Annotated in this window: 20 protein-coding genes; 4 read left to right on the top strand and 16 right to left on the bottom strand. The window is 32.0% G+C overall.

All coding sequences use genetic code 11. From position 1 onward, the window contains the following. Nucleotides 1-7: 7 nt before the first annotated feature. The 9 genes from DWW96_RS06085 to DWW96_RS06040 all read right to left on the bottom strand — a co-directional run bounded on the left by DWW96_RS06085 (nt 8) and on the right by DWW96_RS06040 (nt 11650). Nucleotides 8-367, bottom strand: coding sequence for a helix-turn-helix transcriptional regulator (locus DWW96_RS06085; protein ID WP_117909795.1), 360 nt, complete (start codon nt 365-367; stop codon nt 8-10). A 418-nt stretch (nt 368-785) separates the two neighbouring features. Further along, nucleotides 786-2084, bottom strand: a complete 1299-nt coding sequence (eno, locus tag DWW96_RS06080; RefSeq protein WP_117909794.1) for a phosphopyruvate hydratase — start codon at nt 2082-2084, stop codon at nt 786-788. A 355-nt stretch (nt 2085-2439) separates the two neighbouring features. Further along, a complete protein-coding gene (locus DWW96_RS06075; protein ID WP_022087835.1) occupies nt 2440-3054 on the bottom strand; it encodes a YesL family protein in 615 nt (204 codons plus the stop codon). A gap of 12 nt (nt 3055-3066) precedes the next feature. Continuing rightward, on the bottom strand, nt 3067-4095 hold the full coding sequence (locus tag DWW96_RS06070) for a LacI family DNA-binding transcriptional regulator (RefSeq protein WP_117909793.1): 1029 nt from the start codon (nt 4093-4095) through the stop codon (nt 3067-3069). A gap of 121 nt (nt 4096-4216) precedes the next feature. Continuing rightward, nucleotides 4217-5707: a 4-alpha-glucanotransferase gene (gene malQ, locus DWW96_RS06065; RefSeq protein ID WP_117909791.1), complete on the bottom strand. Its 1491-nt coding sequence runs from the start codon at nt 5705-5707 to the stop codon at nt 4217-4219. Between the two features lie 20 nt (nt 5708-5727). After that, the gene (locus DWW96_RS06060; protein WP_347496333.1) at nt 5728-6654 is read right to left on the bottom strand and encodes a carbohydrate ABC transporter permease; all 927 of its coding nucleotides are present in this window, start codon (nt 6652-6654) and stop codon (nt 5728-5730) included. Next, complete coding sequence (locus tag DWW96_RS06055) at nt 6654-7580, bottom strand: sugar ABC transporter permease (RefSeq protein WP_167553901.1); 927 nt, start codon at nt 7578-7580, stop codon at nt 6654-6656. The genes DWW96_RS06060 and DWW96_RS06055 overlap by 1 nt, the downstream gene beginning before the upstream one ends. A gap of 137 nt (nt 7581-7717) precedes the next feature. Beyond that, a complete protein-coding gene (locus tag DWW96_RS06050; protein ID WP_117909789.1) occupies nt 7718-9007 on the bottom strand; it encodes an ABC transporter substrate-binding protein in 1290 nt (429 codons plus the stop codon). A gap of 390 nt (nt 9008-9397) precedes the next feature. Then, on the bottom strand, nt 9398-11650 hold the full coding sequence (locus tag DWW96_RS06040) for a glycogen/starch/alpha-glucan phosphorylase (RefSeq protein ID WP_117909784.1): 2253 nt from the start codon (nt 11648-11650) through the stop codon (nt 9398-9400). A 131-nt stretch (nt 11651-11781) separates the two neighbouring features. Between DWW96_RS06040 and DWW96_RS06035 the strand changes: the two genes are divergently transcribed. Beyond that, on the top strand, nt 11782-12663 hold the full coding sequence (locus DWW96_RS06035) for an AraC family transcriptional regulator (protein WP_117909782.1): 882 nt from the start codon (nt 11782-11784) through the stop codon (nt 12661-12663). Between the two features lie 5 nt (nt 12664-12668). Here the strand turns inward: DWW96_RS06035 and DWW96_RS06030 are convergent, their stop codons facing one another. Next, nucleotides 12669-13559 carry an AraC family transcriptional regulator gene (locus tag DWW96_RS06030; RefSeq protein ID WP_243003027.1) on the bottom strand — a complete coding sequence of 297 codons (891 nt, stop codon included), beginning with the start codon at nt 13557-13559 and terminating at the stop codon, nt 12669-12671. Nucleotides 13560-13755: 196 nt separating this feature from the next. On the opposite strand from DWW96_RS06030, the gene DWW96_RS06025 reads away from it, so the two are divergent. Then, nucleotides 13756-15429, top strand: coding sequence for an alpha-glucosidase (locus DWW96_RS06025; protein ID WP_117909780.1), 1674 nt, complete (start codon nt 13756-13758; stop codon nt 15427-15429). A gap of 157 nt (nt 15430-15586) precedes the next feature. On the opposite strand, the gene DWW96_RS06020 is transcribed toward DWW96_RS06025, so the two are convergent. The 5 genes from DWW96_RS06020 to DWW96_RS06000 all read right to left on the bottom strand — a co-directional run bounded on the left by DWW96_RS06020 (nt 15587) and on the right by DWW96_RS06000 (nt 21078). Beyond that, the gene (locus tag DWW96_RS06020; RefSeq protein ID WP_117909778.1) at nt 15587-17668 is read right to left on the bottom strand and encodes a heavy metal translocating P-type ATPase; all 2082 of its coding nucleotides are present in this window, start codon (nt 17666-17668) and stop codon (nt 15587-15589) included. 142 nt (nt 17669-17810) lie between these two features. Continuing rightward, nucleotides 17811-18122 carry a DUF6110 family protein gene (locus tag DWW96_RS06015; RefSeq protein WP_117909776.1) on the bottom strand — a complete coding sequence of 104 codons (312 nt, stop codon included), beginning with the start codon at nt 18120-18122 and terminating at the stop codon, nt 17811-17813. A 319-nt stretch (nt 18123-18441) separates the two neighbouring features. Next, nucleotides 18442-20307, bottom strand: coding sequence for a heavy metal translocating P-type ATPase (locus DWW96_RS06010; protein WP_117909774.1), 1866 nt, complete (start codon nt 20305-20307; stop codon nt 18442-18444). Nucleotides 20308-20441: 134 nt separating this feature from the next. Further along, nucleotides 20442-20660 (bottom strand): cation transporter, encoded by a 219-nt coding sequence (locus DWW96_RS06005; RefSeq protein WP_117909772.1) that lies wholly within the window; start codon nt 20658-20660, stop codon nt 20442-20444. A 55-nt stretch (nt 20661-20715) separates the two neighbouring features. Then, nucleotides 20716-21078, bottom strand: a complete 363-nt coding sequence (locus tag DWW96_RS06000; protein WP_022087925.1) for a metalloregulator ArsR/SmtB family transcription factor — start codon at nt 21076-21078, stop codon at nt 20716-20718. A 400-nt stretch (nt 21079-21478) separates the two neighbouring features. Here DWW96_RS06000 and trkA point away from each other — a divergent pair, with 400 nt between their 5' ends. Both trkA and DWW96_RS05990 read left to right on the top strand, forming a co-directional pair. Further along, nucleotides 21479-22837, top strand: a complete 1359-nt coding sequence (trkA, locus tag DWW96_RS05995) for a Trk system potassium transporter TrkA (protein ID WP_022087924.1) — start codon at nt 21479-21481, stop codon at nt 22835-22837. Nucleotides 22838-22846: 9 nt separating this feature from the next. Continuing rightward, the gene (locus tag DWW96_RS05990) at nt 22847-24286 is read left to right on the top strand and encodes a TrkH family potassium uptake protein (RefSeq protein ID WP_022087923.1); all 1440 of its coding nucleotides are present in this window, start codon (nt 22847-22849) and stop codon (nt 24284-24286) included. A 179-nt stretch (nt 24287-24465) separates the two neighbouring features. On the opposite strand, the gene DWW96_RS05985 is transcribed toward DWW96_RS05990, so the two are convergent. Further along, on the bottom strand, nt 24466-24693 hold the full coding sequence (locus tag DWW96_RS05985; RefSeq protein WP_117909770.1) for a DUF3006 domain-containing protein: 228 nt from the start codon (nt 24691-24693) through the stop codon (nt 24466-24468). Nucleotides 24694-24924: the final 231 nt, after the last annotated feature.

Raw genomic sequence — 24924 nt, 5'->3', positions numbered from 1 at the left:
CCTTATTTTAATTATCACATATTTTATTCTTATATTTTTTTATTCTCTGTTCAAAACCTTCTTCAGCCTGATATTTCTTTATTCTCTGTTCAAAACCTTCCAATTCATTTCTAAGTAATACATCTACATCCAAACATTTATCCATATCACTTTGTACATTTCCACATATAATAAAACTTGCTGAAATATCAAATTTATTTTCTAATTCATATAGTATTTCAATCGGAATGTTTACCTTTCCAACCTCTATTCTTCTATAAGCTTCCGTATTCATATGTAACTCTTTTGCCAACTCTGCCTGTGACATTTGTAGCCATTCTCTTACAATTCTTAATCTTTTTTTGCTTTCAGTCTGTATATTCGTCACTAATACCTCCTATCAGCCATTAGGAATTTACATTTATTTCCAATTTTACTTTTTTATGACAAAATCCACTAGAGTATATTTTGTTTGGTAGTATTCACTTTTGTTTGGTTTTAAATCAAAGACCTAACTTTATATTCCTATTTTGTTGTGTAATTTGAAAGGAGCATTTATTTTGTCACTTTTTAATAAAAATTTTTTTACATAATAGGATTTCTAAGAAATTTTCTATATTAAAAAAATCCCTTTCAGGCATCTTCCATGCCTAAAAAGGATTCCTAATATTCATTGTATAAAATATTCATATATTTTTAATACAATAAAGCTATACAATTATGTCTAAGGTAAAAGCCCCGACTTTAATGCTCATATAGGCTCAGACCTTTCACATCTGACATCATACAATATGTTTAATGATTAATTATTTTACATTAAATGCACCATCTCCGGGATATACAGCACTTGCACCAAGTTCTTCTTCGATTCTTAAAAGCTGATTATATTTAGCAACACGTTCACTTCTGCTAGGAGCACCTGTCTTAATCTGACATGTATTAAGTGCAACTGCAAGGTCAGCAATTGTAGTGTCTGCTGTTTCACCTGAACGATGTGATGAAATAGCTGTGTAGCCTGCTTTATGAGCCATCTTAATTGCTTCTAATGTTTCTGAAACCGAACCAATCTGATTTAATTTGATAAGGATTGCATTACCAGCTCCCATCTCAATACCTTTTGCAAGTCTTTCAGTATTAGTAACAAATAAGTCATCACCTACTAACTGAACTTTGTCACCAAGTCTGTCTGTAAGCTTCTTCCAACCTTCCCAGTCTTCTTCATCAAGACCGTCTTCAATTGAAATGATAGGATATTTTTCACATAACTTAGCCCAATGTTCAATAAGTTCTTCTGCAGTGTATTCTGTTCCTGCCTTTGGAAGTTTATAATATCCTTTTCCTTTTTCGCTCTTCCATTCTGATGATGCCGCATCCATTGCAATCTTGAAATCTTTACCAGGTTCATATCCTGCTTTCTTTACAGCTTCAAGGATAGTTTCAATAGCTTCTTCATCAGATTTAAGTGCAGGTGCAAATCCGCCTTCATCACCAACTGATGTTGCTAATCCTTTTTCTTTTAAAATTCCTGCTAAAGCGTGGAAAACTTCAGAACACCATCTTAAACATTCCTTAAATGATGGTGCTCCAACAGGCATAATCATAAATTCCTGTACATCTAATCCCGATGATAAAGCATGGCATCCACCATTTACAATATTCATCATAGGTACAGGTAATCTGTTTCCTGAAATTCCGCCTAAGAATCTATAAAGAGGAATATCTAAGGCAATTGAAGCTGCCCTTGCTGTTGCAATCGATACTGCAAGAATAGCATTTGCCCCTAATTTTGTTTTTCCTTTTGTACCGTCTGCATCAATCATAGCCTTATCTACAGCATAAATATTTGATGCATCCATTCCTGTAATTGTATCATTTATAATTGTATTAATATTTTCTACGGCTTTCTGTACACCTTTTCCTAAATATCTATTTTTATCACCATCTCTAAGTTCTAATGCTTCAAACTCACCTGTTGATGCTCCACTTGGTGCCGTTCCTCTTCCAATTGTACCATCTGCTAAATATACTTCTGCTTCTACTGTTGGATTTCCTCTTGAATCCAATATTTCTCTTCCAATTATTTTTTCAATCTGCAAATAATTCACTATCCGCATCTCCTTTCTGTTGACTAGGACTCTATACCGAAAGGTAGCTATCCTTTCGGTTAGTATTTCTAAAAGAGTCCAAATGATTTATTTGTTGAAGTTAGTTATTTCTAACTATAATCATACTATACTAACTCAGTGATAATTTCAAGTAATTTTTGACTTTAACAAGAATTTATTTTTGCTTTCTATTCTTCTCTCCCAAATAATTGCAAAAAAAATCCGCCCCTGATGATATTTCTATCAGTGACAGATTTTTTTCTTTATCATATATAATGTTAACACCAAAACATTAACTTTACATTTTTTAGTCGAACATTTATAATCATCCTCGACTTAAGTATTAAATATTTGTTTACATATATTTTTTGAAAATAAAATTTAAAATATATGAGTTTAAATACGCCAACAAAGCAAATCCGGCAAATAGCATAATATAAATAATACTTACGGCATCTTTACCTAAAAATATAATTAAAATAACCGGAAGTAACGTTATACAAAGTATCAATAAAGTCCATGGAAAATGCCCGATACCCATAAGCAATGCATTTTTCAAAGTAGTTTTAATTGTATTTTCAAAAGTACTTTGCAATGCCATTGCGTAAAGAAACACAAACAGTATTGCAAGCGCAAATCCAAGAAGCAGTCCTTTCAATGCTGTAACTACTATCCCTTCCTTTAAACTATTCACTATGTATAAATCAAGTGTAGGAATTATTGACAACATCAATAAAATCAGCCACATTGCAGTTGACTGTTTAAAATTTTCTTTAAATAACTTAAAATAAGTTCTTACTATGTATCCTTCTCTATTATCTGCCATCTTCTTAGTAACACCAAAAAGTGCCGTCGTCGATGCTCCAATAGTAAATATTGGCAACGAACAAAGTACAAACAATAAATTCAAAATTACCAAATCAGCTATTGCTGAAACTATTTCATAAAATTTGCCATCAATTCCAAACACCTATAGTTCTCCTTAAATTTCTTTTACAGAATCTCTCTCAAGCAATTCTGCTTCAAAGATTAATTGTTTCTTTTCGTTATTTCCATTTATCTGTTCCATTAATAAATCTATTGATGATTTTACCATTTGTTCACAAGGCTGTTTCATTGTTGATAATGACGGTTGAAAATACTTTGACATTTCAATTCCATCAAACCCTAAAACAGAGTAATCATCAGGTATTGATTTACCCTCTTCAGATATTGCCTTGTATGCTCCAAAAGCTGTTAAATCTGATATTGCATATAATGCAGTAAATTCTTCTTTTGACTTTAACAATTCTTTTGTTACTTCATATCCATTTGCTACTGTATATTCAGGAATATCATCTTTCATGTATCTGATTAAGTTATCATTTATGTCTATGCCATTATCTTTTAATGCTCTCATATAGCCTCTTAATCTAAGTCCACCTACAGCCTGGTCATTATTTTTTCCTGAAATCATTGCTATTTTTCTGTGCCCTTTTTTGCACAAATAATCAACCGCCCTATAACTTTCTTTCTCATCGTCTATAGATACTGACGAGCAGTTTCTCTTTGGTGCCATCATATTTACTGCTACAGTGCATAATACATATGGAACACCTATTTCCTCTAATCTTGTATCCAAATAATCCATTTGACCTCCAAGAAAAATAAGTCCCTTTAATCTTTTTTCCTTTGCTAACTGAGCTGCAACACTAACATCATCCTGATCTTCACCTACTGCATGTAACAGAAATGTATATTCTAATTTTTTCAATTCTTCTTCAAATATTTTTAACATTCCCTGAAAGAACTGGTTATCAATTCCCTTTATAAGTAATGCTATTGTATTTGAGTCTGTCATTTTTAAATTTCTCGCACTATTGTTAGGAACATAATTACATTCTTTTATAACTTTTAAAATTCTCTTCCTGGTTTCCTGATTAATACCTGGGTCATCATTAATTGCTCGAGAGACAGTGCTAATTCCAACTCCACATATTTTTGCTATGTCTTTAATAGTTAAATTTGCCATGTCTTTCCCCTTTCATTCTACATTTACTAAATTTTTCACGGTTTAGTATTTTATCACAAACATTCTGTTTATGCAAAAAGCTACGAAAAGAATATATCCATCGTAGCTTTTATATGCTATGTTAATCTCTGCCATAAAGAACTGTTAATTCTTTAATTGCATTTGTTAACTTTTTAGTAATCTGAGTAGATTTCATGCGCCACATCCAATTATTTCCTAACGTAGACGGAGTATTCATTCTTGCTTTGTTATCTAAATGCAGATAATCCTGCATAGGAATAATACATGTATTAGCAGTAGATGCCTGTGCCATTCTTATTATTTCATCCACAAGTTTTGTTTTGTTCTCTACCGTTCTTCCCATATATTTCTGAATCATTTCTATCTCTTCTGATTCAATGCTGTCTAGCCATCCTTTTAAGGTTTCATTATCGTGAGTTCCTGTATAAACCACACAATTTTTATCATAATTATACGGTAAATAATCCTTAGGTCCTGATGAATCTCTGCTATCAAAAGCAAATTCTAAAACTTTCATATTTGGAAAACCTGAGTCTTTAACCAACTGTCTTACTGTATCAGTTATGTATCCTAAATCTTCTGCTATTATATTTACATCACCAAGACAATATTTAATTGCATTAAATAAGTCAATCCCAGGTCCCTTTTCCCAATGTCCGTTTGTTGCATCTTCATCCTCAGCGGGAATTGAATAATACTCATCAAACCCTCTAAAATGATCAATCCTTACAACATCGTATAGTTTGACACTTCTTTCTATACGCTTTATCCACCAATCATAATTTGTTTGCTTATGATAATCCCATCTGTATAATGGATTTCCCCATAATTGTCCTGTTGCTGAAAATCCATCAGGAGGACATCCTGCAACTGCAACCGGTTTTCCATTTTCATCCATTTGAAATAATTCAGGATGTGCCCATACATCAGCACTGTCATAAGCCACATATATTGGAATATCTCCAATAATCTTTATGCCATTTTCGTTAGCATACTTTTTTAATTTATACCATTGCCTGTAAAACTCATATTGAATGAATTTATAAAATTCAATTTCATCCTTTAATTCATTCTGATAATATTCCATTGAATATTCCCATCTGAGTTTTATATCTTCAGCCCATTTATCAAAGCTTTGACCATTAAATCTGTCTTTTATGGACATAAACATTGCATAATCATTTAACCAATAACAATTCTCGCTTTTAAATTTGTCAAAATCTTCTTTTTCACTTATATTGCTCTTTTTATAAGCCTTCTTTAAAAGCTTAAATCTACCGTTATACAATTTTTCATAGTTAACTTTGTCTATTCTGTTACCAAAGTCCACCTTATCACATTCTTCCTCAGTTAACAGTCCTTCTTCAATCAATTCCTCTAAACTGATAAAATAAGGATTTCCTGCATAAGTAGAAAATGACTGATAAGGTGAATCTCCATAACTGGTTGGACCTATAGGCAATATTTGCCAATATTTCTGATGGGCATTTTTCAAAAAATCTACAAACCTATATGCTTCTTTTGAAAAACTTCCAATACCATATTTTCCCGGCAAACTGGAAATCGGTAATAAAATTCCACTAGCCCTCATAGTTCCTCCTTAAATATCATTTAACCTTTTACTGCTCCTGCAGCCACACCTTTTATAATATGTTTCTGACATGTCAGATAGAATATAATAACAGGTATAATACTTAATATAATAAGTGCCATTATAGCTCCTAAATCAACTGAACCATAACTTCCCTGTAAGTACTGGATATGAATAGGAATTGTTCTATATTTATCTAAGTCAAGAACTAAATATGGAAGTAAGTAGTCATTCCAAATCCACATTATTTCAAGAATTCCAACTGATATAAGCGTTGGCTTTAACATTGGGATAATGACAATAAAAAATGTTCTTATTGGTCCACATCCATCAATTGCTGCTGCTTCTTCAATTTCAAGCGGTAAACCTTTTATAAATCCTGTAAACATAAATACTGCCATTCCTGCTCCAAATCCCAAATATATAATTGGAATTGACCAAGGTGTGTTAAGTCCTAATGAATCTGCTGTATTTGACAATGTGAACATTACCATCTGAAATGGCACTACCATTGAAAATACAAATAAATAATAAATTATTTTGCAGACTATGCTATCAACTCTTGCGATATACCATGCTGCCATTGATGTACAAATTAAAATCAATGCAGTTGATATTACTGTAATCACAAAACTATATAATACCGATTTAAAAAACGGATAATTTCCAAATGTAAAACCTTTGATATAGTTTGCCCAACCTACTAACGCCTCACCAGTAGGCCATGCAAATGTGTCTGTTTTTACAAAGGTGTTAGCTTTGAAAGAGTTCATTAACACAATAAATATAGGACTAACATAAACTAAAGTTACAATTGTCATTATTGCAGTCAACAGTTTTCCATGTTTTAATGGAATTTCACTTGTCTCTTTCATTTTTTTCTTTTTCGGTGTAGCTTTCACTGTAGAATCTTTAATTGTTGAATTCACTGTTTTCCCATTGTTCATTACTGCTGCACCTCCTTAGATCTTGTTGCCTTAAGCTGGATAATTGATATACCTGCAACTAAGATAAAGAATATAACGGCTTTCGCCTGGGCAACTCCCTTACCTGTAAGAGACTGTCCGTAAAATGTGTTGTAAATGTTAAGTGCCAACATTTCTGTTGTCTTTATAACTGAACCATCCTTTAACTGTTCAAACGGCTGTCCGTTTGTTAAAGCTAAGTTCTGATCAAAAAGTTTAAATCCATTTGTTATTGTTAAGAATAAACAAATTGTAATTGATGGCATAATATTTGGGATTGTAACTCTTGTCAATGTCTGCCATTTGGTTGCTCCATCAATTTTTGCTGCTTCAATTAATTCTCCCGGAACTGCCTGCAAACCTGCAATATATATAATCATCATATATCCTACCTGTTGCCAGCACATAAGAATAATTAATCCCCAAAAGCCATATCTTGTTTCCATAAGAATTGAAGTATTAATTTTTCCTAAAACGCCATTAAAAATCATACTCCAAATATAACCAAGAACAATACCACCTATAAGGTTAGGCATAAAAAATGCTGTTCTGAATAAGTTTGCTCCCTTAATCCCCAATGTTAATAAATATGCTATTAAGAAAGCTAAGACATTTATTATAAATAGGGATACTATTGCATACAAAGCTGTATACCAAAATGCATGTATAAATGACGCATCATTAAATGCATCCATATAATTTCTAAAACCTACAAAAGAAGCATCACCTATTGTAACAAATTCACAAAATGATAAATAAATACCTCTCAAGAAAGGATATATAAATCCAATGCAAAATGCTAAAAATGTAGGTGCTAAAAATAGAAGAAAGCATCTTTGAATAGGTTTGCGAAGAAGTTTAGAATTTACAGATGTTCCACCATTATGTTTTTTCTTTTTTCCTTTCACTTCAATCTCCTCCTAATTCTTATTCAAAATAGAATTTTCAATATTTTTCTATTTTTTAATAAAGGGGCAGACACTGCCTGCCCCACAATGTGTTAATAATTTAATTATGATTTTATACTTATCAATCTAAAACCTTATTACTTGTTAGCTGCTTTGTACTGAGTAGCCCAGCCCTGAACGAATGCTGTCTTAACATCATCCCATGATCCGCCTGCATCATATTTGTTCATTGCTGCTACAAGACTTGCTCTCCATTCATCTACATTTGGTGTGTAGTTAAATGTCCAGTCTACGTTGTAATTTCCTGCTTCAAGTAAATCATTTGCATTCTTTAAGAATACGTTACCACTGTCTGCTGCTTTCTTGTAAGGAATAGCACCGAACTGTTCTGCCATAACTTTTGTTCCTTCTTCTGATGTTACTAACCATTTCATAAATTCAAGTGTTGCCTTCTGATCTTTTTCTGAAGCTTTTGCATTAACTGCCCAACAGTTTTCTGTTCCTGAGCAAAGACCAGCTTTTTCTTCTCCTTCAACTCCACAGTAAATTGGAATCATCTGCATATCATCATCTGAAATTGACTTTTTCAACTTATCATATTCCCATGTACCATTCTGGAAGAATACTGCTTCTCCATTCTTGAATTCTGCTTCAGCATCATATCCACCTGTTGCTAAAGAATTCTTGTCATATTTACTATTGTTAATATATAAATCCCATACTTTTTTGTAATTGTCTAAGTATGTTCCTTTAATTTCTGAAGGAGCTTCTGTCCATCCTTCATCTCTTCCTTCATAGAATAAAGGCATATTTGCTAAATGTCCTGTAAATCTCCATGATGATGAATCATCCATGCCTGATGATGTAAATGCATCAAATCCAAGTTTATCAGCTCTCTTATGAATATCTTCTGCAACTGATTTTAATGAAGCAAAATCTTTAATATCTGTTACTTCATAACCTGCTTCCTTAAGCAACTTCTTGTTTACGATAATTCCATAACTTTCATAACAGTAACCAATTGAGCAAACCTTTCCATCTGCATCTGTTAAGTTGAATGCATCTGTATTCAATTCATTATAAACATCTGTATCCTTAAGATCTAAGCAATAATCATCCCATGTCTTTACTGCTGCCTGATTTCCAACTACGAATAATGTTGGGGCTGCTGATTTTCCCATTTCAGATGTCAATGTTGAATTGTAATTTCCTGAAGCTGCTGTAACTACTTTTACTTTAACTCCTTTTTCTTTTTCATAAGTCTTAGCTATATCCTGTAAAGCTTCATCCGCTTCAGGTTTGAAGTTTAACCAGTAAACTGATCCTTTAGCACTTGACTTATCACTGCTTGAACTGTTTCCACATCCTGCAAATAAACCTGCTACCATTGTTGCGCATAATGCTACGCTAAATAATTTTCTACGCATATTTCTTTCTCCTTTTCAAATAAAAAAATAACTAAAGGTCTCCGTTGTTTCCTTCTCAAAGTTTTTCATTTAACTTCGTTTTGGAAACGTTTCCCATGGCTTGATATTAGCACTTTTCGGAAACGTTTTCAATGGTATTCTGACCATTTTCGGTCTTTTCAGCCTTTTAGCTAATTTTTCGTGTATTTTTTGTGCATTTTTCACATCTATTGCAACGTTTTTATATTTTTTTTATACATTTACCACAGTTTTTCTGCATTTTGTCACTCTTGTTAAACACTTTCTTTTTGCCATTTTGCTGTCTATTTTTCTGACAAATACGCAATAAAAAAGTACCGTAAAAAAGTTTTATAACCAACCATTTTACGGTACTTTTATTTCTATATATTTTTATAATTTCCAAATATCTCTGTTATATTCTTCTATTGTTCTATCTGATGAAAAATATCCTGCCTTAGCAATATTAACAAGCATCTTCTTTGCCCATTCGTATCTGTTTTCATAATCAGCATATGCCTGCTCTCTTGTCTTTACATAATCATTGAAGTCTGGGAATGTCATAAACCAGTCTTTCCAAATAAGTTCATTTGAAAGTCTTTCTAAACGTTCCTTATCACCTACTGCCATAAGTTCCTTACCTGTTATAAAGTCTACAGCTTCTTTTATTTCTGCATTTTCATTATAATATTGCGCTGCATTGTAACTTCCGTTTGCATATCTTTCTACAACAGTTTCACTTAAATCGCCAAAAATATAGATGTTATCATCGCCTACAAGTTCATGTATTTCTACATTTGCACCATCTTCAGTTCCTAATGTAACTGCTCCATTAAGCATAAACTTCATATTGCCTGTACCACTTGCTTCTTTTGATGCAAGTGAAATCTGTTCAGAAATATCACATGCCGGAATTAATTTTTCTGCCCATGTAACATTATAATTCTCAACCATAACTACATTAAGATATGGATTAACCTCAGGGTCATTGTTTATTAGTTCCTGCAAGCAAAGAATAAGGTGTATAATATCCTGTGCAATGATATATGCCGGAGCTGCTTTTGCTCCGAAAATTACTGTTATTGGAGTTGTTGGCTTTTTACCTGCTTTAATTTCCAAATACTTGTGAATCACATATAAAGCATTTAACTGTTGACGTTTATATTCGTGAAGTCTTTTAATCTGAATATCAAATATTGAATTTTCATTAATTGAAATATTCTGTCTATCACGTAATACATTTTTCAATTCCATTTTCTTAGTGTCTTTTATTTCAAGTATTTTATTTAACACTTCTTCATTATCTTTATATTCTAAAAGTTTCTCTAATTGTGTAGCATCCTTTTTATATCCGTCTCCTATAAGTGATGTGATAAGTTCTGTAAGCTGCGGATTACTATGAAGTAGCCATCTTCTAAAAGTAATTCCGTTAGTTTTATTATTGAACTTTTCTGGATAAATCTTATAAAAGTTATTTAATTCAATATTTTTTAAAATCTCTGTATGAAGTGAAGCAACACCATTAACACTTGAAGAATAATGAATATCAATATGAGCCATATGAACTCTTTCCTCACCATCAATAATATATAAAGATGCGTCATTATATTTTCTTCTTACTTTATCATCTAACACTTCAATAATAGGCATCAACTGTGGAACTGCTTTTTTAAGATATGAAACAGGCCATTTTTCTAATGCTTCAGCTAAAATTGTATGATTTGTATATGCACATGACTTAGTAACTGCTTCTATTGCGTCGTCCATTTCTAATCCACGTTCTACCAACAAACGAATAAGTTCAGGAATAACCATTGTTGGATGTGTATCATTTATCTGGATTACAGCATAGTCTGATAAATCATAAAGTTTGCACCCTTTTTCAATACACTCATCTAAAATAAGTTGCGCCGCACTTGATACCATAAAATACTGCTGATAAATTCTTAAAATTCTGCCTGCATCATCACTGTCATCAGGATAAAGGAATAAAGTAAGATTCTTTTCTATATCTTCTTTATTAAAATTAATTCCATCTTCTACAATGTTTTCATCAACACTTTCAATATCAAATAAATGAAGCTTATTTGTTGTGCTGTTATATCCTGTAACATCAATATCATACATTCTTGAAGTAACAGTCATTCCTTTAAATTTAACCTTATATGTTACATCTGTCTTATTTAACCAGCTTTTCTTAGTAAGCCATGGATCGGGTACTGTAGTCTGGGCATTATTTTTAAATATCTGCTTAAACAAGCCAAAATGATAATTTAATCCTACTCCATCCCCGTTAAGGCCTAATGTTGCTATTGAATCTAAAAAGCATGCCGCAAGTCTTCCAAGCCCACCATTTCCAAGAGACGGCTCTTTTTCAAATTCTTCTATTTCACATAGATTTTTCCCATTATCTGCAAGTTCTTTTTTTACATCATCATAAATTCCAAGATTTATAAGATTATTTGATAACAATTTTCCTATAAGAAATTCCGCTGAAATATAATATAGTTTCTTCTTAGAATTTTTATGTTGTTTACTTTCAGCCATATTTTTGACTAAAGTAAGTAATGAATAATAAATCTCCTCGTTTGTACATTCTGAAATTGATTTATTATATTCTGTTTTAATAATTTCCGAAAGTTGCATTTTTGTACCTCCTAAAATATTATGGTTTTATTTTTGTGTTTATATTATAATATTGTCATCTTATAATTTATTGCATTATTCTTTCGATTATTTGCACAATACTATCCTTTTTTTATTTTGGAGGTTATTTTATGAATAAAGATCAATACAATATATATCACGAAACTAAAACTCATACACCGGACGATTTCCCATACAACACATATCTCTGTTCTATTCCTTTAGATTTCAAATCTGTTAATTTGCATTGGCATAATGAAGTTGAAATTATAGTAATAAAGAAAGGTTGCGGAATAGTTAATGTTAATTTAGTATCATACTCAGTTGAAGCCGGAAATATAATTTTTGTATTTCCAGGTCAATTGCATTCAATAAGTCAGAATGAAGATAATATTATGGAATATGAAAATATATTATTTAAATCAGGTCTTCTTAAATCTTCAGGATATGATTTATGTAATGATAAATTTGTTCAGTCCTTGCTTTCAGGGAGTTTAAATATAAATCCTGTTATTAATGATTGTTTTGAATATTACAAGCCTGTTATTACCCAAATTAATGAAATTGACAGATTATGTGATTTTCGTCCATATGCATATCAGTTATCAGTCAAATCTCATCTGTTTCAAATATTTTATATCTTAATTTCAAGTTGTGGCTTAAACGAAGTTAAACCTATCAGTAAAAAGTCCCTTGATAAGGTAAAGTCTATTCTGACTTATATTGCAGATAATTTTCAAAGTAATATTACTATAGAGGAAATTGCAGGTCATTGTTTTTACAGCAAATCCTATTTTATGAAATTCTTTAAGGAAACTATGGGTATGAGTTTTATACAATATCTTAATGATTATCGTTTAGAAGTTGCAGCTAAATTATTAACCACAACTTCTGATGATATTATTGATATCTCTGTTAATACCGGATTTGAGAATTTATCTTATTTTAACAGATGCTTTAAGAAAAAATACGGCACTACTCCGGGAAGATATAGAAAAACCATCAATTCTTAAATGTTTTAACTATATTTTTTTAAATCATTTATAAAAGAAAGAGGTGTCATGCGATACTTTTTCTTAAATGCCCTATGAAAATATGAAAGATTGTGAAATCCTACAGATAATGAAACTTCCATTATTGATGAGTTTCCCTTTTCAAATAGTTCGACTGCTTTTTCAAGTCGCAAATTATTAATGTATTCAACACAAGTCATATTCATATGTTTTTTAAAAAATCGCATAAAATGATAATCACTAAAATAACAAAGTTTAGCTAATTGTGACACGGTAATTGTTTCAGAATAATGAAGTTCAATATAATCAAGTACATTTTTTATCTTGTCCGACACCTTTTCTGTCTCCGGCACTGCTACCTTTTTACTATATTGAAGCAATAAGAATATTGTTTGTAAAAATAATGATTTCAATGCAAGTTCATAACCAATTATTGATTCGTCATATGTTGTATTAATCTGATTAAATATTTTTCTAAGAGATACATATGCCGGATAATTTGGTTTTATAACGTATGGCATGGAAAACTCCTGATTCATAATAGGCGCAAGATACCTTGTCGAGCATATATCTGTAGAATTTCCTCCTAAAAATTTCAGGTGAAATACATATGTTTCAGAACTTACTTTTTTATTATTTCCTAATGTTATTGAATGTAAAAACAATGGAGGAACAAATAAAATATCTCCTTCTTCTACTTCATATTCAACTAAATCAATCTTATATATACATTTTCCACTTGTAATCAACGTAAGTTCCGCCTCTTCGTGCCAATGGTTAGTTACTCCCATGTATTCTGAAGAAAGATTTGTTATATATTTTTGTACAGGAAAAAAACTTTCTCCATGTTTAGCATCTTCTTTTTGATCTATCGCAAGTGTATGTACCTTTTTCAAATTTATTACCTCTTATCATTACTTCATATATTTTATTTTCAATAGCAGTATTGTGTTATATATTGTTAAAATACTGCAAGATAATTTTATTTTTTATTTTTATAATAGCAGTATAATACATATATTTCAATGTATTTACATTATATGAGTGAAAGAATTTACTAAGCATCAGTTTTAGTAAAAATGAGGTATTTATATGAATAAAAAATGGTGGCATGATAAGGTTGCTTATCAGATTTATCCTAAAAGTTTTCTTGATACTAATGGGGATGGAATTGGTGATTTAAAAGGTATAATATCTAAACTGGATTATTTAAAAGAATTAGGAATTGACATTATATGGCTTTCTCCTATTTACAAGTCACCTTTTATTGATCAGGGCTATGATATTTCTGACTATTATTCTATTGCCAAAGAATTCGGAACTATGGAAGATTTTGATGAATTACTTTCTGAAGCAAAAAAACGTAATATGTACATTATAATGGATTTAGTTATAAATCACTGTTCTGATCAACATGAATGGTTTAGGAAAGCTTTAGCTGACCCTGATGGCGAATACGCTGATTATTTCTATTTCAGAGAAGGCAAAAATGGTAATCCACCTAGCAATTATCGTTCATATTTTGGTGGTAGTTGTTGGGAACCTGTACCTGGAACTGATAAATATTATTTACATATGTTTGCAAAAGAACAGCCCGATTTAAATTGGGAAAATCCAATTCTAAGACAAAAACTTTTTGATATGGTAAACTGGTGGCTTGAAAAAGGTCTTGCCGGGTTTAGAATTGATGCAATTATGAATATCAAAAAAGACCTTGATTTTCCTGATTTTGGACCTGACGGTCCTGATGGCTTGTCAGGATGTTGGCGCATGATAGAGAGTGTTGATGGAATAGGCGAATTGTTAGACGACTTAAAGAAAAACACGTTTGAGAAATATGAAGCATTTACTGTTGCCGAAGCTTTTAATTTAAACAAATCTGAACTTAATAAGTTTATTGGCGAAAACGGATATTTCTCAACTATTTTTGATTTCAGTGCGCAGTGCCTTAGTGACGGTAAACATGGTTGGTATGATTCACCTGACATCACTTTTAAGAAGTGGCGTGAAACCATCATTAACTCACAACTTGATGTCCAAAAGGTTGGATTTGAAGCAAATATTATAGAAAACCATGACGAACCTCGTGGAGTATCAAGATTTTTACCTGAATATGCCAGAAACGCTGATGGCACAAAAATGCTTGGAACCGTAAGTATTCTGCTTCGTGGAATTCCATTTATTTATCAGGGACAGGAAATAGGAATGCAAAATGCCATTTGGGAAAGCATTGATGAATTTAATGACATAAACACAATAGACCAGTATAGCATTGCAAGAAAAGCCGGTCTTAATGACACGGATGCATTAGCTGTCTGTAGCAAAATGAGTCGTGACAATGCAAGAACACCTATGCAGTGGGATTCTTCTAAAAATGCCGGCTTTACAAATGGTACACCTTGGTTAAAAGTTAACTCGAATTATAAATTAGTTAATGTTGATACTCAGGAAAAAGATTCCGATTCTGTGCTTAACTACTACAAAAAATTAGTGTCAGTGCGCAAATCTCCTGAATATATAGAAACATTTACTTACGGCGAATTTATTCCTGCATATGAAAACACTGAAACAGTTATGGCTTATTATCGTGTATTTAATAACAAACGTATACTTGTTATTTCCAATTTTGGTAATACATCCGTAAATATACCTCTTGAATATAGCGTAAAACATATAATTCTTTCAAACAAAAACCGAAACGCTCTTCCGATTACCTCTATTAAACTTGAAAGTTGTGAGGTTCTTGTTTTAGAATGCGATAATTAAAAAGGATTGGCTTTATATAAATTTTCTTAAATGTCATAATTAGGGGCTCTAAACTTTACTTAGTTGTAAAATTTAGAGCCTTTAAATTTTTACATTTAATTAAATCTTATATACCAATCCTCTTTTTTATACATTTAATATTGTATATTTATTCTTTCTAATCATCCAATAAATTCTGCATACTACGCAAGCTTATTAATAAAGTTGATGTATTATGCAAAAGTGCTGCTAATGTAGGCTGAATAATTCCTGCCACTCCAAGAACAATTAATCCTGTGTTAAATATTGCTATATCTTTGTAGTTTTTATGAATTTTCTTCATTAGCCCATTACTAATTGCTTTTAATGTTACGATTTCATATAAACTGTCAGCACCTATTGTAACATCAGCAATTTCCCGTGCAATTTGAGCGCCATCACTTATTGCAATTCCTACATCTGCCGCTGATAACGCCGGTGAATCATTTACACCATCACCTATCATTATAACTTTTCGGCCAAGTGACTTTTCCTTTTCTACAAATTTAGCTTTGTCTTCCGGAAGTACTTCTGAATAATATTCATCCACACCAACACGTTTTGCTATAACTGAAGCTGTTCTTTCACTATCACCTGTCATCATAACGACCTTACTTAATCCTGCTTTTTTCAACGAATTAATTACTGCTTCTGCTTCATCCCTTAATGGGTCTTCTATGCAAATTACGCCTGCAAGTTCATTTTCAATTGCAAGATACAGATGAGAACACTGTAATGGCAAATTATTAAACTTTTCTTCCATTCCTTTTGGGACCACACATTTTTCATCTTCAAACACAAAATGCGAGCTTCCTATAATTGTTTTTCTTCCGTTATAAAACGTAGAAATGCCATGAGCCACTATATATTCAACCTTTGTATGTTCCTCTTCATGTTCAAGACCTTTCTTTGCTGCTGCATCTACAACAGCCTTAGCCATAGAATGTGGAAAATGTTCTTCTAAGCACGCTGCAATTTTTAACAATTCATCCTGAGACTGTCCGTTGAATGAAATAACATCTACAACTGTAGGTTGTGCCTTTGTAAGTGTGCCTGTTTTATCAAACACAATACTGTCTGCTTCTGCTATTGCTTCAAGATATTTACCACCCTTTACGGTTATGTTATAAATACTTGCCTCTCTAATGGCTGACAATACAGATATCGGCATCGCAAGCTTTAATGCACACGAGAAGTCAACCATAAGCACTGACAATGCCCTTGTTACATTTCTTGTAACAAGCCATGTTACACCTGTTCCAAGCAAAGTGTATGGAACAAGTCTGTCTGCCAAATGTTCTGCTTTTCCTTCTACCTGTGACTTGAGTTTTTCTGACTCTTCAATCATCGTTACAATTTTATCAAATCTTCCTGAACCACTTACTTCTTTAACACAAATTGTAAGTTCTCCTTCCTCAACAACTGTTCCTGCATATACCGAACTGTCTTTTTCCTTTTGTACCGGAAGTGATTCTCCCGTCATTGACGCCTGATTTACCATAGCTTCTCCATCTGTAACAGTACCGTCAAACGGAATAACATTTCCCATATGTACTATAACTTTGTCCCCTGCCTTTATCTTATTTGAATCTACAAGGATTTCTTTTCCATCACTGCCAACAAGCCATACCTTATCAATGTTAAGTGACATACTTCTTGCTAAATCATCAACAGATTTCTTGTGAGTCCACTCTTCAAGAATCTCACCTATTCCAAGTAAAAACATTACTGAACCTGCTGTTTCCATATCTCCTCTAAGCATAGAAACTGTTATTGCCGTTGCATCTAATACCGGTACTTCAATTTTTCCTTTGAGAAGAGTCTGTATTCCATGTTTAATATATTTTGTCGATTTAACAACTGATATGGCTGCTCTTATAGGATATGGAATAAATAACTTTGAACTATATCTAAGAACTACTTTATTTATAAGTTTTTCTTTGTATTTTTCATTCAATTCTCTTCCTGAATTTTCAAGAAAAATCTTTGGTACTTCTACATTCTCATAAGAGAATGTCTTAATCATTTTAATTATTTCTTCCCTGTCTCCCTGATAACATACAGTTACATCACCTGTTCTGTTTTGAACATTTACATGAGTAATATTCTTTCCCATAGAAAAATAATATTGTAGTATGTCTGCCTGTTCATATGACATTCTATTTTGAATGACGTGAAAACGTATACGACCTTTTATTTCATGCATTATTTTAACTTTCATTTTTGTGCCTCCATACAACTATAAAAAGCAACTTAAGCAGTTATTCCCTGCCCTCGCTGCTTTCATAGTACCTATTTCGATATAAAGTTATTTTTATCTGCATTTATGTAATTTAATAAGTTATAAACTATTAACTTCAAATTTACTCTGCATCTTCTGTTGTATCTTCAACTACATCTTCAAATTCATCTTCAATATTTTCTGCTTCCTCTGCTGCAGCTCTTTCTTCATTAATCTGCTGAGCTTCTGCATAAATATCTTCTGCATTTTCCTGAATTGTTGTAGCTGTCTTCATAACACAATCTTTAGCTCTAAGAGCTGCTGCTGTACAGTTTGTATATACTTTTTTAGCATCCTTACTTCCTAAAACTTTTACACCTGCTGTTCCAAATAATACACCTGCTGCAAAAATTCCTGTTTTCTTAATATCAATTTTCTTTAATACGTCTAACATTTTTCTCCTCCTAATTCTACTGCTACCTTAAGACTTCAAAACTATTGTAAAACTTATTAAAATTTAGCAATCCATTTTATTGCCATATTATGCAAAGCATTACTAAAGTGTTTTAATCATCTATCTGTAGTTATTTATTTCTAACTCATTTTATAGCACACTTATTTTTTTGTGTCAATAAATGGTAATAAATTATTAATTACAAATTTGCACCATATTATTCCTGTATAATTTTTATATACTTATTTGTTTATATATTATCTTTAAACTCAAAAAACATGGTCAAAATTTAACCGGTCAAGTTTTTCATTTTATTCATCTATTCTTCTTTTAATGTTCGCATCGAGTTAAGTATTGCTATAACCGATACGCCTACATCTGCAAATACTGCTTCCCACATATTTGCAACGCCAAAAGCTCCTAATATAAGCACTAATGCTTTAACTCCTAACGCAAATACAATGTTTTGCTTTACAATAGAAAGTGTTTTTCTTGATATTTTCACAACTGAGGCAATTTTTGTAACATCATCATCCATTAATACAACGTCCGCTGCTTCAATTGCCGCATCACTTCCCATACTTCCCATTGCAATACCTATGTCAGCTCTTGTGAGTACAGGAGCATCGTTAATTCCATCACCAACAAATGCCACTTTGTCCTTTTCACTCTTTTGTTCAAGAAGTTTTTCTACACGGTCTACTTTGTCTGCCGGTAACAATTGTGCATGATATTCATCAATTCCAAGTTCACCTGCCACCTTCTCAACTATTTCCTTCTGGTCTCCGCTAAGCATTACAGTCTTTCTAACACCCACATGCTTCATATCTGAAATAGCTTCTTTAGCACCTTCTTTTATTTCATCAGAAATAACTAAAGAGCCTGCAAATTTGCCATCAATCGCTACATAAATTATTGTCCCAATTGCATCACATTTTTCATAGGAAATGTTTTGTTTATTCATCAGTTTTTCATTGCCAACAAAAACATCTTTCCCTGCAAACTGTGCATGTATTCCATGCCCTGCAATTTCTTCAACATTCTGAAGTTTTGATGTATCTATTTTTTCTCCATATGCATTTTTAATAGACTCAGCAATAGGATGTGTCGAATACGATTCACTATATGCTGCTACTTCCAACAATTCCTTTTCACTACATCCGACTGCATTTATCCCTGATACTTTAAATTCACCTTTAGTTAGAGTTCCTGTCTTATCAAATACTATTGTTGACATTTCTGCCAATGCTTCTAAATAATTGCTTCCCTTTACAAGTATTCCAATTCTTGAAGCTGCTCCGATTCCACCGAAAAATCCTAATGGTACTGATATAACCAAAGCACATGGGCAAGAGATTACAAGGAATATACATGCTCTCTGAATCCAGTCACCCCACTGTCCTCCGAAAAACAAAGGCGGTATTATTGCCAAAGCAACTGCACCAATAGTAACTACAGGTGTATAATATTTTGCAAATCTTGTAATAAAGTTTTCAACTCGAGCTTTCTTACTGCTTGCATTTTCTACTAATTCAAGAATCTTAGCTACTGTAGAATCATCAAATTCCTTTGTAGTTTTTACTTTTAAAGTCGTACTTCCGTTAACACAGCCACTTATGATTTCATCACCTGCACTAACCTTTCTTGGAACAGACTCACCTGTTAAAGCTGCAGTGTCAACAAATGACTCTCCTTCAACTACAACTCCATCAAGAGGTACTTTTTCACCCGGCTTAATTACTATAATACTTCCTACCTCAACATCATCCGGATCGACCTGTTTTAATCCGTTTTCAGTTTCAATATTTGCATATTCCGGGCAAATATCCATCATATCTGAAATTGACTTTCTTGATTTACCAACGGCATATGCCTGGAACAATTCACCTACCTGATAAAACAACATAACTGCTACTGCTTCTGAATATTCACCAACTCCAAATGCACCAAATGTAGCAATCATCATCAAAAAGTTTTCATCAAACACCTGTCCGTGACTTATATTTCTAAACGCTTTAAAAACAATGTCATATCCAATAATAATATATGGTACGAGATAAATAACAAATAATATCCACTTATTTACATCATCAAACTTTCCTGTTTTTTCTAATATAAGAAGAACTACAAATAAAATTAATGTTGCTATTATTCGTCCCAACATCTTTTTTTGCTTTTCACTCATAATATACTCCATTTCTCCGTATTTATTTTACGGATGTATAATCAAAAACCGTATTTTCTAATTTATATTTATAAAGCCGGTAACTTTCTTTGACTTATGCATTGAAAATCTGCCGGCTTTATAACTATGGACAATTATAATAAAATCTTGCAGTCAGGTTCTACCTTCGCACAAACCTTTACTACTTCTTTCATAATGTCATCAAATCTTGCATCGTCTGCATCAACCATCATCTTCTGTGTCATAAAGCTTACAGATGCACCATTTACTCCATCAATTTTCTTAATTAAATCTTCCATCTTTGCTGCACAATTTGCACAATCCAAATCCTGTAATTTAAATTTCTTCTTCATAATTAACATCCTTTCCACTAATGCTTTAGTACTGACTTTCTAATCTCTAATATATTTATTTTTCTTCTATATGTTCAATTCCCTGGGAAATTATCGTTCTCACATGACCATCTGCAAGTGAATAGAAAATTGATTTACCTTCTCTTCTATTCTTAATAAGTTTAGCCTGCTTTAAAATTCTCAACTGATGAGATACGGCTGACTGAGTCATGTTCAAAGTTTCTGCCAAATCACATACACATACTTCAGATTCAAATAATACAAAAAGTATACGTATTCTTGTAGAATCTCCAAATACTTTAAATAACTCTGCCAAATCATATAATTCATCCTCATCAGGCATATTATCATTAACGATTTTCAACAAGTCTTCATGAGTCTTACATTCATCGCAACATTCTACATTGTGATTTATCATTTTAATTCCACCTTTCTCCAAACATATGAATAATTGTTCATATGTTTATAGTATATTTTTTTTTCATTTCTGTCAACATATTTTTTTTCTTTAATGCTATTAAATAATCTACTATATTAATATTGATTTTCTGCTCACTCCCGTTATTTTCACAATAGTTCTTTTCTTTCCTTTTCAGTCGATTTTTTTGTTTATCTAATATCCTATACTTTCCAATCTAACTATGTTATAATCTTTGACGCAAGGAACTTATAATTATTCAAACTAATTATAGGTTTCTTGTATTAAGTTTAAACATTTTTGTTGATAGTTTTAAACTAATATTAAGAAAGGATTTTAAATACAAGTCATTGTCTAATCTTTGATTTGTGTCTTGTTTTTACAAGGTTTGGTACGGAAAATGAATATAATCATAGTTGGCTGTGGTAAAGTTGGAAAAAATCTGGCTGCACAGTTGAGCAAAGAGGATAATAGTATCTGCGTTGTTGACATTGATGGAAATGTTGTTCACAAGTTAGCTGACACTTATGATGTTATGGGAATTATCGGTAACGGTGCAAGTTATAGCGTTTTACAGGAAGCCGGTCTTGAATATGCTGATTTATTAATCGCTGTAACTAAGTCTGACGAAGTAAATCTTTTATGCTGCATGATTGCAAAAAAAGGAAGCAACTGTAACACAATTGCCAGAGTCAGAAATCCTATATATAACAAAGAACGTCATTTTCTTCAGGAAGAATTAGGATTATCCATGATTATTAATCCTGAATTTATTTCAGCAACTGAAATTTCACGTATTTTGTGTTTTCCAAATGCAATTGATGTTGATCTATTTTCAAAAGGACGAGCTGAAATGATTCGTTTTAGAATTCCTAAGGATTCTGTTCTTGATAATGTACATATAAAAGATTTATCATCCCGTATATTTGCAGGTGTTCTTATATGTGCTATTGAAAGGGATAATGAAGTAACAATCCCAACAGGTGATTTTGTTTTAAAATCAGGAGATGTTGTATCAATGATGTCTTCTAGACAGACAACCATTGACTTCTTCCATTTTATTAATTTCCATACTCACGAAGTTAAAAATGCGATGATTGTTGGTGGTGGAAAAATTGCTGTATATTTAGCACAAATGCTTTTGAAGTTAAAGATTTCAGTAAAAATAATCGAACATGACCCTGCACGTTGCCAGGAATTGTGTGAAATGCTACCTAATGCTACTATCATCTGCGGTGACGGAACAGACAATACTCTTCTTATTGAAGAACGAATAGACCAGACAGATGCATTAGTTACATTAACTAATTATGATGAAGAAAATATACTTCTTGCTTTATTTGCTCAAAAGAGAGTAAAAACTAAAGTTGTGTCAAAAATAAATCGTTCACAGTTAACTGAAGTGGTTCATAATTTAAATTTAGACAGTGTTATTTATCCTAAAAATCTTTGTACTGAACGAATTTTACAATATGTACGTGCAAAGCAAAATGCCATTGGAAGTAATATCGTTACTCTATATAGATTATGTGACGATAAGGTTGAAGCTTTGGAATTTAACATTGCCGAGAAATCAAAACTGACAGGTGTTCCTTTGAAAGACCTTAATATAAAAAAGGGTGTATTAATTTGTTGTATAACCCGTGATGATAAATTAATTATTCCGGGTGGAGATGATGTAATTGCTCCTGGTGACTCAATGATTATAGTTACAACTCTTTTAGGCTTAAAAGACGCTAGGGATATTTTGGAGGATTAACATAAAGTCATGAATTATTCAATTATACGATATATTTTAGGAATTGTATTAAAACTTGAAGGCATATTAATGTGTCTGCCTTTGATTGTGGGCATAATTTATTCTGAAAAATCAGCATACTCTTATGTAATTACCATTGCTATGTGTCTGATTATTGGTACTATTCTTAGTCACAAGAAACCAAAAGATACAGAATTTTATGCAACAGAAGGTTACATAACAGTTTCATTAAGCTGGGTAATTTTAAGTATATTTGGTTGTCTTCCATTTGTTATAAGTGGAGAGATACCTTCAATGGTAGACGCCTTATTTGAAACCATCTCCGGTTTCACAACTACAGGAGCAAGTATTTTATCTGATGTTGAATCTTTATCCTATTGTAATAATATGTGGAGATGCTTTACGCATTGGATTGGTGGTATGGGAGTTCTGGTTTTTATACTTGCGATTCTCCCAATGCGTGGTGGACAGCGAATGTATCTTATGAAAGCAGAGAGTCCCGGACCTTCTGTTGAAAAACTTGTACCAAAAGTTAGAAATACTGCAATGATTTTATATGGGATATATACTGTTATGACTTTTATTGAAGTACTACTTCTTCTTATATCAGGTATGCCGTTATTTGATGCTTTAACTACATCTTTTGGTACTGCCGGTACAGGTGGATTTGGAATAAAAAATGACAGTATAACCGGATATAACTCATCGATTCAGATTATAGTAACTGTTTTTATGATATTATTTGGTTTAAACTTTAATATATACTATCTTATTTTATGTAAAAAATTTAAACAGGCACTACATTCTGAAGAATTAAAAGCTTACCTTTTAGTAATTTTTGCAACTATAGGAATTATTACTTTTAATATTCGTAGTTTTTTCCCAACTATAGGTGAAGCATTAAAACATGCGGCATTCCAGGTTGGTTCAATTATTACTACAACAGGATTTTCGACCACAAATTTTGATTTATGGCCACAAGTATCCAAAACAATTCTTATTATGCTAATGTTTATGGGTGCCTGTGCCGGAAGTACAGGTGGTGGTATTAAGGTTTCACGACTTTTAATATTAATCAAAACATTAAAAAAAGAATTATTTACTATTGTTCATCCTCGCGGAGTCAAAAAAATAACTATGGACAAACGACCTATTGAACATGAAACAGTACGTTTAACAAATATTTTTATGGTTGCATACATATTTATTTTGGCATTTTCAATTTTACTTATCGGCATTGATAATTTAGACTTCACAACTAATTTCACAGCCGTAGCTGCCACATTAAATAATATCGGTCCCGGATTAGAACTTGTTGGACCTACCCGTAATTTTGGAATATTTTCTGATTTTTCAAAATTTATTTTAATGTTTGATATGTTAGCCGGACGACTTGAAATTTTCCCTATGTTAATGCTTTTTGCACCAATCTCATGGAAAAGACAATAGTTCGAAATGTATGTTTTAAAATAAATTGAATTTGCAGTTAAACATTCATAGAACGTATAAGTATTATGTTTAATATCCTTATACAAAACAGGCACTACATACTGAACAGACCCCCAAAAAGTTAAAATTCCAGTTATAACTTTTTAGAGTCGGCTCACTTGCAGTGCCTGTTTTTATTATCAACTGTATATCGACGGTTCAACAATAACTTTTTCTTCTTTTTCATTCATTTTTTCCATACGATGTTTTCTAAGAAATTCTTCATCTGTGTCCATAGAATATTTTCCCGTTATTCCCTTCTTTATTACATTTCCTTCTGTTGCTTCTTCCGGAATCTTCTTTTTCTGAATAACGTACTCTTTTCCATTCGTGTCTTCACAAACTACCATTGCGTCCTCAAATCTCATTATTATCAGCTTCACTTTTTAGTCCGTCCCTTCCTGCATTTCAAAACACAATGATTAGAATTACCTTTGTGTTTTGCAACATCTATACTATAAATTTACCTATTAATTGTAAATATCTTATAGAATAAATTACTATTGCATAAATTAAATCTCGACATTTTACAATTAATTATAGTAAGTATACTATTTTTTATATTCATTTTCAAGAACGGCATAATCAGGAACAATATG

Origin of the sequence: Eubacterium sp. AF17-7 (genome assembly GCF_003461285.1) — a bacterium.
Taxonomy (GTDB): domain Bacteria; phylum Bacillota; class Clostridia; order Lachnospirales; family Lachnospiraceae; genus Eubacterium_U; species Eubacterium_U album.
The sequence above is the reverse complement of the archived record's forward strand: the minus strand, read 5'-3'. Positions and strand labels throughout refer to the sequence as shown.